The sequence below is a fragment of the Limobrevibacterium gyesilva genome (assembly GCF_025989185.1).
Taxonomy (GTDB): domain Bacteria; phylum Pseudomonadota; class Alphaproteobacteria; order Acetobacterales; family Acetobacteraceae; genus Limobrevibacterium; species Limobrevibacterium gyesilva.
Genome location: NZ_JAPDNT010000002.1, coordinates 161,829 through 174,965 on the forward strand (window position 1 = coordinate 161,829; position 13,137 = coordinate 174,965).

9 protein-coding genes are annotated in these 13,137 nt (G+C 68.7%); 3 read left to right on the top strand and 6 right to left on the bottom strand.

Annotation, left to right across the window (positions count from 1 at the left end; genetic code table 11):
* Window positions 1-16 precede the first annotated feature (16 nt).
* Complete coding sequence (locus OL599_RS04745) at window positions 17-2,920, top strand: glycosyltransferase family 2 protein (protein WP_264712494.1); 2,904 nt, start codon at window positions 17-19, stop codon at window positions 2,918-2,920.
* Window positions 2,921-2,940: 20 nt separating this feature from the next.
* The gene (locus tag OL599_RS04750; RefSeq protein ID WP_264712495.1) at window positions 2,941-4,236 is read left to right on the top strand and encodes a glycosyltransferase; all 1,296 of its coding nucleotides are present in this window, start codon (window positions 2,941-2,943) and stop codon (window positions 4,234-4,236) included.
* A gap of 45 nt (window positions 4,237-4,281) precedes the next feature.
* Here OL599_RS04750 and OL599_RS04755 read toward each other — a convergent pair whose 3' ends face one another.
* The 5 genes from OL599_RS04755 to OL599_RS04775 form a co-directional block, all read right to left on the bottom strand.
* On the bottom strand, window positions 4,282-5,448 hold the full coding sequence (locus tag OL599_RS04755; protein ID WP_264712496.1) for an acyl-CoA dehydrogenase family protein: 1,167 nt from the start codon (window positions 5,446-5,448) through the stop codon (window positions 4,282-4,284).
* The gene (locus tag OL599_RS04760; protein WP_264712497.1) at window positions 5,448-6,296 is read right to left on the bottom strand and encodes an enoyl-CoA hydratase family protein; all 849 of its coding nucleotides are present in this window, start codon (window positions 6,294-6,296) and stop codon (window positions 5,448-5,450) included. The genes OL599_RS04755 and OL599_RS04760 overlap by 1 nt, the downstream gene beginning before the upstream one ends.
* 20 nt (window positions 6,297-6,316) lie before the next feature.
* Complete coding sequence (locus OL599_RS04765) at window positions 6,317-6,472, bottom strand: hypothetical protein (RefSeq protein WP_264712499.1); 156 nt, start codon at window positions 6,470-6,472, stop codon at window positions 6,317-6,319.
* A gap of 2 nt (window positions 6,473-6,474) precedes the next feature.
* Window positions 6,475-7,299 carry an enoyl-CoA hydratase/isomerase family protein gene (locus tag OL599_RS04770; protein ID WP_264712500.1) on the bottom strand — a complete coding sequence of 275 codons (825 nt, stop codon included), beginning with the start codon at window positions 7,297-7,299 and terminating at the stop codon, window positions 6,475-6,477.
* Between the two features lie 96 nt (window positions 7,300-7,395).
* Window positions 7,396-8,895, bottom strand: coding sequence for a right-handed parallel beta-helix repeat-containing protein (locus OL599_RS04775; RefSeq protein ID WP_264712501.1), 1,500 nt, complete (start codon window positions 8,893-8,895; stop codon window positions 7,396-7,398).
* Between the two features lie 105 nt (window positions 8,896-9,000).
* Here OL599_RS04775 and OL599_RS04780 point away from each other — a divergent pair, with 105 nt between their 5' ends.
* Window positions 9,001-10,083, top strand: coding sequence for an ABC transporter ATP-binding protein (locus tag OL599_RS04780; protein ID WP_264712502.1), 1,083 nt, complete (start codon window positions 9,001-9,003; stop codon window positions 10,081-10,083).
* Here OL599_RS04780 and OL599_RS04785 read toward each other — a convergent pair whose 3' ends face one another.
* Window positions 10,084-13,137 carry a CHAT domain-containing protein gene (locus tag OL599_RS04785; RefSeq protein WP_264712503.1) on the bottom strand — a complete coding sequence of 1,018 codons (3,054 nt, stop codon included), beginning with the start codon at window positions 13,135-13,137 and terminating at the stop codon, window positions 10,084-10,086.

A 13,137-nucleotide genomic window follows, 5' to 3' on the forward strand; every position in this document is an offset into this window, starting at 1 on the left:
GGTCGGAGCCGGGTGAATGACAACCGAGGACTTGGAGCAGATCCTCGCACAGCAGGCGCGGACAAGCCCGTCGTGGTGCATGTTCGACCACGCGTGGTATCTGCGCGCCTATCCGGATGCACTCGACCAGATCCAGGGCGAGTCGTTCGAGGCGGTCCGGCAGCATTATCTCGATCATGGCCGCAGCCTCGGCCATTCGCCGAACATGTATTTCGACGAGAAATGGTATCTGCAACGATACCCGGACGTGGCCGATGAAATCGCCGCCGGATTCGTGATGTCCGGCTATGAGCATTATTGCAGGATCGGCTACGTCAACCGCTCGCCGCACTGGTTGTATGACGATGATGTTTACGCCCTGTATTCGCCGGACCTGACGGATCAGGTCCTGGTCGAGCACCAATGCTTCAATCGGTATGATCACTACATCAAGTCCGGTGGCCGCGAGCAGCGGATTGCGCATCTGCTGTTCGATCCCGCGACCTATCGCGCCTTCATCGCGCGCGACGGCGAAGGCATGGGGGCGATCGAGGAAGCCGGACCATTCGTCCATTTCCTGCGCCGCGTCTGGTTCGACCGGATGGACGCGACCACTGCCGTGTATTTCGACCCGGTCTGGTACGTAGAGCAGTACGAGGATGCCCGCGCCGCGCTCGAGCGCCGCGATTATGCCTGCGCCCTGCACCATTACCTCGCCAGCCCCGACGCCAGGCGGCACGATCCGCGGCCGGAATTCTCCGAAGACTTCTACCTCGCGCAGAACCCGGACATTGCCGCGTCGGTTCGCGCAGGCGCGCATGTATCGGGGTTCATCGCGTTCCTCAAGGCCGGCGTCTTCGCGTTGCGCCAGCCGTCGCGGGGCATCGACCTGCGCCGTCACCTCGCCAACCATCCGACGGCGCGCGCCGATATCGAGGCCGGGATCAGCCGCGATGCCTTCGCGCATGTGGTGGCGTTCGGGTATCGCGCCGAGCCGCCCGCCGCGCCGACGCCGCTGCCGGTTCCCGGCCCCGGCGCTGCGGCGGCGCCACCGCATGAGCCCGCCCGGCTTGCTGCATCGGCGGAGCTGCCCGCCCCGGCCGGCCTGGGGAGCATCGACTTCTACGGTTTCCTCACCCCGGCGCATGGCTGGATGTTTTCCGGCTGGGTCACGCCGGAGCATGCGTCGCTTGATGGGAAAGTCGAGGCAATCGCCTATTTCGAGCAGGGGCAGGTCGCAGGGCCCGCGCTGCTCTCCACCCTCCTGCGTGAGGACCTGGGCGGCAAAGGCGTCGGCGCCGTTGTCTATCTGGAGGGGCCGGGCCGTCCCATCGGCGACCTTGTCTCGCTGAGCATCTCCTCTGAGGGATCCAGCTGGACCTTGTCACCCGCGGCCAATGCCGCGTCGCTGCGCGACGCCGAGCTGGCCGTGCCACTGCGGCGCGTGGTCGGGCAGCTGCGGGCCAACCCGTCCAAGGCCGCCATCACCGCCCTGGCGGGACGACGCGGCTATAGCGGGACGAGCACGCTGGGCGGACTGCATGACCGCGTGTTCGTCGAGATCGACGAGACCATCTTCTGCCCGCCCAACGGGGTTGCGCTGATCGGCTGGATGCTCGCGAAGCCCGGCGTGGTCAAGGCGATGCGGCTGCAGTCCGGCAGCCATTCGGCGATGCTGCGGCCCGAGCAATTCGTGCGGATCGACCGGCCGGACGTGCTGAACAGCGTGGGCGCGCAGCACGGCTTCCAGGAGCTGCGCAACGGCTTCATGCTGTACGTGCCGAACGTGTTCCAGCCGGGCGAGACCAGCTATCTGGAGATCGAGACGGCGCGCGGCGAGATCGGCTATCGCGGCATCACCGAGCCCAAGCTGCAGGGTATGCCGGCCATGCGCTTCCTGCTCGATCGCTTCGATGTTCGCTACGACGAGCTTGCGCGCGTCTATGACAATGTCATCGGCCCCAGCGTGGCGAGCCTGAACCGCGAGCGGTTGCGCGACCCGAGCGACCACGAGGTGATCGATTTCGGGCCGCAGCCGGAGGCGCCGGTCCTGTCCGTGATCGTTCCGCTGTATGGCCGGCTGGACTTCATGGAATACCAGTTCGCCTTCCTGTCGCGCCACGAGGCGGGCATCGCGCACGAGATCATCTATGTTCTCGACGATCCGCCCAGGCAGCGTGAAGCCGAGGTGCTGGCGGCCTCGATCCATGCGCGCTTCAAGATCCCGTTCCGCCTGGTGCTGCTGCCCCGCAATGTCGGCTACGCGCCAGCGAACAATGTCGGCGTGGCCCTGGCCCGCGGGCGGTACCTTTGCTTCCTGAACTCCGACGTGTTCCCCGACAGCGACGACTGGATGGAGCGCCTGGTTGCCCGCTTGCAGGACAATCCGTCGCTCGGCGCCGTCGGTCCGCTGCTGCTGTTCGAGGACCGGTCCGTGCAGCACATGGGCATGATCTTCGAGCCGCTGCCGGAGTTCGGGAACTGGCTGTTCCCGTTGCACGAGCGCAAGGGGTGGCGGCCGCCGGCGCAGCGCGGGCTGCGGCGTTGCGATGCCATCACCGGCGCCTGCATGGTGCTGGAGCGCCGCGTGGTGCGCGAACTCGGCGGGTTCGACGAAAGCTTCGCGATCGGGGATTTCGAGGATTCCGATCTGTGCATGAAGCTCGCCGAGATCGGGCTGGAATGCGCGGTCGATCTGGACGTGACCATGTTCCATCTGGAGCGGCAGTCGCAGGCCGGCTCCGAGCAGCGCTGGCGCATGAACCTGACGCTGTACAATGCCTGGACGCATGATGGCCGCTGGGGCGCGCAGATCCGCGCGCGCCAGGCGCAGCGGGCCGCGATCGCCCCGCAACCGCTCCCCTCGCCTGCCGATATCTCCGCACCGGACGCGCCCGAGCGCCGCACCAGCGTCACAGTGAAGGACAAGCAACCCGCATGACTTCGGCAATGCCGCGCAGCATGGTGCCTGCCGCGCCGACCAAGGTTCTGGTCGCGACTCACAGCCATCCCGCCATCTCCAAGGGCGGCGCCGAGATCGCGGCCTGGCGGCTGTATGAAGCGCTGGCGGCGCAGCCTGGCTGGGACGTCTGGTTCATGGGCTGCGTGCGCGAGCCCGGCGCCCGGCTGGGCAGCGCCATCACCCAGCCCTTCGGCGACCGGCAGTTCCTGTATGCCTCGTCCAGCTTCGACTGGTTCAAGTTTTCCAATCTCGACAAGACCTATCCGCGCGAGCTGGAGGCGGTGCTTCGCGACGTAGTGCCGGACATCCTGCACTTCCACCATTACGTCAATTTCGGCGTGGAGACCTTCCTGCACATCAAGCGCATCCTGCCCGACAGCCGGATCGTGCTGACGCTGCATGAGTTCCAGGCGATCTGCAACCATTACGGCCAGATGGTGACGAAGCAGAAGAAGAACCTCTGCTACGAGGCGACGCTGCGTGACTGCAACAAGTGCTTCCCCGAGATCAACAGGGCGGATTTCTTCCTGCGCAAGGCCTATGTCATGCGCTTCTTCGATCTCGTCGACCACTTCATCTCGCCCAGCCAGTTCCTCGCCGAGCGCTATGTCGCCTGGGGACTTCCGGCCGCGAAGATGTCGGTGATCGAGAACGTCATAGCACCCGTCGACAACGCCGGGGACAGCACGGTCAAGGACGACACGAACGAGGACGAAGCGGACACCCTCGACATCGGATATTTTGGCCAGATTTCGTTCCTGAAGGGCATTCACGTGCTGCTGGAAGCGGCAGCCATCCTGGAGGATGAGGGGGTGACGAACATCCGGTTCGACATCCACGGCGACTATTCCAGCCAGCCGGAGGAGTTCCAGACGGACTTCCTGACCCGGCTGGACAAGGCGGGCCGCAACGTGCGGTTCCATGGCGCCTACGACAACCAGCGCGTGGACCGGCTGATGCGCATGGCGGATGCGGTGCTGGTTCCCTCGATCTGGTGGGAGAACTCGCCGGTGGTGATCCAGGAATGCCTGCGCAACAAGCGGCCGATCATCTGCAGCAATATCGGCGGCATGGCCGAGAAGGTGCGGCCGGGCCAGGACGGTTTCCATTTCCCGGTGGGCAGCGCCGCGGCGCTGGCGGCGTTGCTGCGTGGCCTGGCCAAGGACCGCAAGAAGCTGACCGCCATCACCAGGACCATGCAGCAGCCGGACCCGCCGCAGGTGACCGCCGCGAAGCACGTGGCGATCTATGACCGGCTGCTCGCCGGCAGGCCCGCCGCAGATCAGGCGGCCTAGGACCGGCGGAAACCTGAAGTTCGCGCTGCGGACTTCAGGTTCGGATCATTGGTTGCGCAACTCCGCCAGCATCTGGCGAGCGATGATCAGCTTCTGCACCTCGGTGGCGCCCTCGTAGATCCTCAGCGCGCGGATCTCGCGATACAGTTCCTCCACCTTCACGCCGGTCTTCACGCCGAGGCCGCCGAAGATCTGCACGGCGTCATCGATCACGCGCTGGGCGGTCTCGGTGGCGTGCAGCTTCGCCATCGCGGCTTCGCGTGTGATCCGCCGGCGCTGCACGTCGCGCGTCCAGGCGGCGCGGTAGACCAGCAGGGCGCTGGTGTCGATCGCCACCGCCATGTCGGCGAGCTTCGCCTGGGTCATCTGCTGATCCGCGAGCGGCCGGCCGAACATCTGGCGCGTCGCCGCGCGGTGCAGCGCCTCGTCCATCGCCCGGCGGGCGAAGCCCAGGGCGGCGGCGCCGACGGTGGGGCGGAAGATGTCCAACGTGGCCATCGCCACCTTGAACCCCTCCCCCGGCTGCCCGAGCAAATGGCTGTCGGGCACGACGCAGTTCTCGAATTTCAGCGTTGCCAGCGGATGCGGCGCGATGACCTCGATCCGCTCGGCTATCGCGAGGCCGGGCGTGTCCGCTTCCACCACGAAGGCGGAAAGCCCGCGTGCGCCGGGCGCCTCGCCGCTGCGGGCGAACACCACATAGTGACCGGCGATGCCGCCGTTGGAGATCCAGGTCTTCTCGCCGTCCAACCGCCAGCCGCCGGCCACGCGCGTGGCGGTGGTGGACAGGGCGGCGACATCCGATCCGGCATCCGGCTCGCTCAGCGCGAAGGCGGCGATGCGCTCGCCGGCGCGCACCGGCGGCAGGATGCGTGCGCGCATCTCCGGGGTGCCGAACAGCGTGACCGAGCCGGTGCCGAGGCCCTGCATGGCAAAGACGAAATCCGCGAGGCCGGAATGGCGTGCGAGGATCTCGCGCGTCAGGCACAGCGTGCGCACATCCAACGCCTGCTCGCCCTGCTCCGGCACGGCGGCGGCGAGCCAGCCGCCTTCGCCCAGCTTGCGCACGAGAGTGCGGCATTCGCCGTCCACATCCGTGTGCGGGTGCACGTCCGTGCCGATATGTTCGGCGGCCCAGGCCTCCAGCCTGCGGGCAAAGGCGCGATGGGTGTCGTCGAGGAACGGCCAGTCGAGAAACGAGGTGTCGGACATCAGTTGCCTGCGAAAATCGGCTTCTTCTTCTCGGCGAACGCGTAGTAGGCGCGGCCGAAATCCTTGGTCTGCATGCAGATCGCCTGGGCCTGCGCTTCGGCTTCCACCGCATCATCGACGGACATGCTCCATTCCTGGTGGATGCAGCGCTTGGTCATGGCGTGCGCGAAGGTCGGGCCGTCGGCGATCTGTGCGGCCAGGGCCTGCGCCTCGGTCAGCACGGCGTCCGACGTGCACAGGCGGTTGTAGAACCCCCAGCGCTCGGCTTCGACCCCGTCCATCGCCCGCCCGGTGTAGAACAGTTCGGCCGCGCGGCCGGCGCCGATGATGCGGGGCAGGATGTTGCACGCGCCCATGTCCGCGCCGGCCAGGCCCACCCGCGCGAACAGGAAGGCGACCTTGCTCGACGGGGTGCCCAGGCGCAGATCCGACGCCATGGCCAGGATGGCGCCGGCGCCGGCGCAGACGCCGTCAATGGCGGAGATGATGGGCTGCGGGCAGGCGCGCATCGCCTTGACCACGTCGCCGGTCATGCGGGTGAAATCCAGCAGGCCCTGCATGTCGCCGGCTTCCTGCATGCGCACCAGGGGACCGATGATCTCGTGCACGTCGCCGCCCGAGCAGAAATTGCCGCCCGAGCCGGTGATGACCACCGCTTTCACCGCGTCCGCATATTGCAGTTCTCGGAACAGGTCCCGCAGCTCGGCGTAGCTTTCAAAGGTCAGCGGGTTCTTCCGCTCCGGGCGGTTGAGCGTGATCGTGGCGACCTTGCCATGCAGCGACCACACGAAGTGCGTGGGCTTCCATGTGGCAAAATTGATGCGGCCTTTATCGTGCGACAGCGCCATGTCCGAAAACTCCGTGTTGTTCAGGCGTCCATCGCGCGGCTGTGCAGCAGCCGCTGGATGTCGTTCGCCCCTTCATCGATCCAGGTGATGCGCACCACCTCGTATTGCTCAATATAGAAGCTGCCGCCAGGAGTCTGAACGGCCTCCAGGCGGGTGGGAGCCGGGGCCGGTTCCATGCCTACAGCTTGCTTTCCGGCCTGAATGCGGGGGCCCGCTTCTCCAGATGCGCCGCGAGGCCTTCCTTCACGTCCGGCGCGGTGAAGCCCAGGAACTCCAGCGCCAGGGATGCATCGAAGGTGGGGCCGGCCAGGCGCAGCCAGTTGTTCAGCGCATATTTCGTCCAGCGGATCGCGTGCGGCGCGCCCTCTGCCAGCCGTGTCGCCACCGCCAGCGCCTTCGCCTCCAGCTCGCTGTCCTCGACGCTCAGCGAGATCAGGCCGATGCGTTCGGCTTCGGCGCCGTTCAGCGGATCGCATGTCAGCAGGTAGTATTTCGCCTTCGCCATGCCGCACAGCAGCGGCCAGATGATGGCGGCATGGTCGCCGGCGGCGACGCCCAGGCGCGTATGCCCGTCGATGATGCGCGCGTCGTTGGTCGCGATCGACACGTCGGCCAGCAACCCGGCCACCAGGCCGGCGCCCACGGCGACGCCGCGCATGGCGGAGACGATCGGCTTGTTGCAGTTGATGATGTTGTAGACGAGATCGCGCGCTTCCTTCCAGTTGGCGGCGCGGGTGTGGAAGTCGTCGATGATTCCCTTGATCATGTCGAAATCGCCGCCGGCGCTGAAGTTCTTCCCCTCGCCGGTCAGGATCACGGCGGAGATGTCGGGGTCGGCGTCGGCGTCCTTCCAGATCCGGCCGAGCTCACCATGCATCTGCTGATCGGCGGCATTCAGCCTGGCCGGGTTCGACATGGTGATGCGCAGCACGCGCGGGTGGGGATAGTCGAATTTCAGCCGCTCGTAGCCGACATAGCGGTCGGCTCGCCTGGGGTCTGTCATCGTGGCTTCCCTTTGCCCGATTGATCGCGCCCTCGTGGGGACGCGTCCGGATGCTTCTTCCTGGGTCGCGCATGCTTGCCCAATTCCCGCCCACATTCAACCGCCGCCGGATGCCTGGGGCGGAGCAGGCGCCCGTCGCAGGCAGGCGGCGAAGTCCTCGAACGCACCGGCCGCTGGCTGCCCGGGCCGCTCCGCCCCGCACAGGTCGCGCCGCCCGGCGGGTGCAGTCTGACGCGGCACTGCGTCCCGCCACGCCAGATCGAGTGCGGCGGGATCGGCGAACAGGCCACGCTGCGGGTGCAGTCCCAGGAACAGAAGCAGCAAGCGGGTCGAACGGTTGGCGTCTGCCTGCACCTGCGCCTGGTCGCGCTGGCGGATCACGCCGTCCACGACGTTTGCGCTGATTTCGGCTGACGAATGCACGAAGCGAGCGTCGATGCCGGCTGTGTCGATCAGGGTATTGTGCTCGACCCGCGCTCGCGCGGCACGGTTGAGGTAGACTCCGTCGTCGCTGCAGAAGGCGATCAGGTTGTCGCGGATCGCTCCGCCCTGGTGCTCGATGCCCGAGCGGCCGCTGTCGCGCCGGATGTCCGGTGGCGAGCCGCCGCCGCCGAAGGACAGGCCGATGCGCTGGCCGGCGAAGCCGCGCAGCCGGAATTCGCACAGCACGACATTGCGTTCGAATACGCTGTCCTCGGCGGCACCCTTGGCGAAAGCGCCGTACGACACGCTGTTCCCCTGCGCCTTGACGAAATCAGCAATCAGGTTGTCGCTGATCCGCCACCCTTTGGCGGCCACGAGGTCGATCGGCGTCACGGGATTCCCGGTGTCGCGCACATGCGTGTTGGCGAGCGTGCTCCATTCGATGATGCCCTCGTCGGGGAACATGCCGCTCTCGGCGTTGATCTTCACCTGCGCATTGAAGTCCTGCAGGCGGCTGTTGCGGATGATCGTGTGATGCGCGTCGCCGACGACGTGGAAGGCGTGCTCGCAGACGGAATCGGCGCTGCACACGCCGCGGATCACCAGATTCTCGAACCGCCAGTAAGGCGCCGAGACCTTGATGGCCTCGTCCACAGCGGACTCGATCACCACCGCGCCCAGGCGGTCGGCCCGCAGCGTGATCGGCGCCTCCGCGGTTCCGGCGCGCGCAACGCGCAATCTGATGTCGTCCAGGCGGTACGCGCCGGGGCGCAGCAGGATCACATCGCCGGGATCGGCCGAATTGACCGCAGCGGCCAATGCCGCGGTGGATCCGACGTCGCGCACCCTCCCGCCGCCCACCTGCCAAGACCGGGCCGGCGATGCGCCGATCCAGTCCGGCAACGCGGTGGCAGGCGGCGCATCGATCCTGTCGGCCCAGTCGAGATAGCGCACCGTCCAGGCGGCGACGCGGGCCGGCATGGAGCCGCCGCGATCGGCGTGCGGGGCCAGGAATGCCGCCCATTCCCGCGGCGTGCGGTCCAGCCTGCCGAGCACAAATCCGATCACGGCAAGATCGAGGGTCGCCGCCACGACGAAGGCGGCCAGCAGCCACAGCCACGGACGCGGTTGCGATCGGGGGCGGCAATGCGGCGTGTCCGGGGGCTGCGTCATGGCTTCAGTCTAGCGCATCATCAGCAAGGCGCCGGAAGCCCGAGCCCGGCCTTGCCGGAAGCCTGGAGGTTCGTCACCCTGGGCCGTCCATCGGGGGGATTTCGCATGAGCACGACGCAGATGGCCGGGATGCATCTGGTCGTCGAGGATCTCGCCAAGCGCTTCGGCGACGGCCCCGCGGCGGTGGCGTCGCTGTCGCTGCAGGTGGCGCCCGGCGAATTGCTGGGGCTGCTGGGCCCCTCCGGCTGCGGCAAGACCACCACGCTGCGCATGATCGCCGGGCTGACGCCAGCCAGCGCCGGGCGGATAGTCGTGGCTGGGCGCGACGTCACCGCCCTGCCCTCGCACAAGCGTGACATGGGCATCGTGTTCCAGAACTATGCGTTGTTTCCGCATATGGATGTGGCCGGGAACGTCGCTTTCGGTCTGGAGATGCGCGGACTGTCGCGCGGCGAGGTCACGGCGCGGGTGGCGCGCGCCCTCGACCTGGTGCGGCTGGGCGCGCTGGCGCAGCGCAGGCCGCGGGAACTCTCCGGCGGACAGCAGCAGCGGGTGGCGCTGGCGCGGGCGCTGGTGATCGAGCCGAGCATCCTGCTGCTGGACGAACCGCTGTCCAACCTCGACGCCAAGCTGCGCGAGGAGATGCGCACGGAAATCCGCGACATCCAGCGCCGCCTGGGCATGACCACCGTGTTCGTCACGCACGATCAGACCGAGGCTCTTGCCATGTGCGACCGCATTGCGGTGATGCGCGCGGGACTGCTGGAGCAGCTCGGCACGCCGTTCGAGATCTACGAGCAGCCACGCACGCCGTTCGTCGCCGATTTCGTCGGCCGCACCAATCGTCTGGAAGCCGTGTGCGCGGCTGACGGCCTGATCGCGCTGGGCGCGCTGCGGGTTCGTGCCCGCGCGTCTGTCGCCGTGGGTCCGGTGACGGTGATGGTGCGCCCGCACCGCATCGAGATCGCCACTCAGCCGCGCGGCGCCGATTGGAACGGCTGCGCCGGCCGCATCCGGCGCGTGACCTATGTCGGGGACATGCTGTCCTGCGAGGTCGAGGCGGAGGGCGCCGTGCTGGCGGTCGAGCAGCCCACCCTGCCCGGCCTGCCGACGCCGCGCGAAGGCGACGATGTCACCCTGGCCTGGCGCGTCGCGGACACCCTGGTCTTCCCAGGCGTGGCTGCCTGATCAGGAGGCCGCACCACCCGCCCGCCGGCCGCCCTCGCCGATCAGGGCGAACGGGGCCCAATAGAACGGATGCGCCACCGCCGCGTTGAGCCCGTGCCCGGCATCGTCGAGCATGCCAAGCTGTGCGTCGCGCAGCGCCGCGGCGATGCCCATGGCCGGGTTCTCGCGCAGGCGCCGCAGCGTGTCGGCGACCAGATACGCCGCGGTCTGGTCGTTCACCGCCCAATGCGTCACCATCAGCGCCCGCGCGCCGGCATAGAAGAAGCTGCGCGCGAGGCCGGACAGGCTCTCGCCCGCCGTCGTTCCGCCCGGGCCGCCGGAGTTGCACGCCGACAGGATCACGAGGTCCGCATCCAGATCGAGCCCCGCCACCTGCGAGGCGGTCAGCAATGCGCCGGATGCGTCCGGCGCACCGTCGGGCGCGGAGGTGACGATGGCCGGTTCGGCCTGGCATCGCAGCTCGGCCGGCAGCAGCGCGTGGGTGGCGAATTGCAGCACCCGATAGTTCTTCAACTGCGCCTTCTGCACCGCCTTGGCCGTGAAGTCGTTGCCCAGCAGCTCGTCGGACGGGGCGGCCCCCAGCAGCAGCCGCGCCGCCTCAAGCTCGCGCCGGGCAAACGGCAGCGGCGGCAGCGTGGCGAACAGCCGGGCGCTGTCGCCGCAGGCCTGCCCCTGGAAGCTGCGCTGCGCCTGCGCCAGCGTGACCGGGCGGAAATCGCCGAAGCCGAACCAGGTGCGGGTGCCGCGCGATCCGGCGGCGACCTTGCGCAGCGAGACGAAGTTGCTGGCCGACGGCACATGGGCCAGCGTGTATTTCCGCAGCAGCCACGGCGCGCGCGTGAGGTCGTCGGAACTGGCATCGGCGGTGAGCAGAACCTCGAACGGAAGCGACAGCAGCGGCCCCGCGGGCGCGACGGTGAGCGACGTGGCACCCTCCAGGGCGCCGGCGACCCCGCCCAGGGTCGCCACATACAGCTCGTGCGCGGCTCTGGTATCGAAGCGCGGCGGCTCTCCGTTCTCGTTCTCGATCGAGGCGCGGATGCGTTTGACCAGTTGCGCCATGCGCGGCAGGCCGCCGTCGATGCGCGCCACCGCCAGCCGGTCCGATCGCACCATGAACACCCAGCCGCCATCGGCGGTCAGCGTCATCGCGGCGAACGCCTCGTCCGGGCGCAGCGCCGCTTGCACGGCCGATGCCGGCACTGCCTGCTGCACCAGCTGGCCGTAATTGGGCGAGGCCGCCTGCAACGCCGCATCGGCATCGGCCAGCGCGACCTGCGCGTCGGCGATCTTCTTGTCGATCTCGGTGGTGTCGGGCGCCTTCGCGTTGCTGCCGCTGGTCTGCCCCTGCAGCAGGTCGTCCTTCTGGCGGAACAGGTCGGCAAGAGTGGCACTGGCGTCCTGGCGCGTACGGATCGCCTGGGCCACGCGCGGGTCCCTGGCGTTCTCCCCCAGCCGCGCCGTGGCCTGGGCGATCTGCTGGCTGGTGATGCCGCCCTGTGCCACCTGCGACGCCGCGAACATCTCGGCGAGCAGCGCCTGGCCACCCTCTTTCGCTTGCGCGGCCGCGGCGGCATAGACATCCAGGCAACCGGCGATCAGGTCGGGGTCGGTGCCGGATTTCAGGGTGGTCAGCAACTGCACGCCGGCGCGGCATTGTGCCAGCGCCGCGGTGTCGTCGCCGGTGTGCGCCAGCAGCCGGGCGCGCAGCAGCTGGGTGTTGGCGAGCGGCTTCGAATCCGGCAGGGCACGGCTGAACGCCTGCGTCGAACGTGCGAGCTCGTCGACCGCCGCGTCGGGCCGGCCTTGCGACGCGGCGGTCATCGCGCCGGTGCGGAACAGCCGCGCCGTCAGCAGCGGTTGCGACAGGCCGTTGGCGCGGGCAAGGTCGTTGGCTGAACGCAACGCATCGTCGCTCTCCGCGTCGCGGCCCAGCAGGCGCAGGGCCACGCTGCGGTAGCGCCGCACCTCGACCAGCCCGAACAGCGCCGATCGGGCCGCCGGGTCGGTCAGCAATTGCTGATTCGGCATCAGGTCGGCCAGGGCGGCGGTGCCGGCCCGCGCGAACCGCGACCCGCCGGTGCTGGGCCGCGCCCGCAGCGATTCGGGCGGCACGACGCGGGCATAGCTCGTCTCGGCCTGGGTGAGCAGCGCCAGCGCCTCGGCATAGTGACCCTGGTTCAGCGCGTGCAGGCCGCGGTAGTGCAGCAGGCGCGCGGCCGCCACCGGGTCGGCGGCGGCAACGACGAGCGGCTGGGCGCGCGAGAACAGCAGGTCGGCCTCGCTGTAGCGGCCCTGATTGGAGAGCTGCAGCGCCAGGAACGTGATCGGGGTCGCAGTGTTCGGGTTGTCGCGGCCCAGCGCCTTCTCCTGCACTGCCAGCGCCTGGCGGTACGCGCCTTCGGCGCGCACGGGGTCGTCGGCCAGGTTGGCGCGCGTGCCGGCCTCGATCAGCTGCTCGTACAGGCCGATGTCGCTGGAGCCGAAGGCCTTGGCGGCGAGGCGGTCGGCCAGCAATGCGTCGGCCGCGGAGGTCGGCGGCACCGCGTCCGCCTTCATTCGGCCGGACAGCACGCCGATCGAACGTTCCATGGCCGGCAGCACCGGCAGCACGCCGTCGGCGTACCAGGCATTGCCGCCGACCAGCGCCACCATGGCCACGTGCGGCCAGCCACCGACACGCCGCGTGCATTGCATCACCAGCGCCTGCTCGCCGCCCAGGATGGTCGTCGCTGCCGCGTCCCCGCACGCGAAGCGGAGGTCGAGCGCGGTGCGCCAGGGACTGGTGGTGGCAAGCTGGCGCAGCGTGGCGGCCGACGCGGCCCCGCCTGCCCGCACGCGCGCGCTGGGCTGCACCCAGGTGCCGCAGAAGATGTCTGCGCCCTGGCTGGCATCCGCCTGCTGCGTGCAGGCTTCGCCGACCGAGTTGTTGCCGATCGAGACCTGGGCGACGCTTTGTGCCGTGCCTCCGCCGACATAGGCCGAGGGCGGCGGCGGCGTGCATCCCGCGAGCGCGAACAGAAATGCGAGGGCGCCTGACAAGTGCAACCGCAT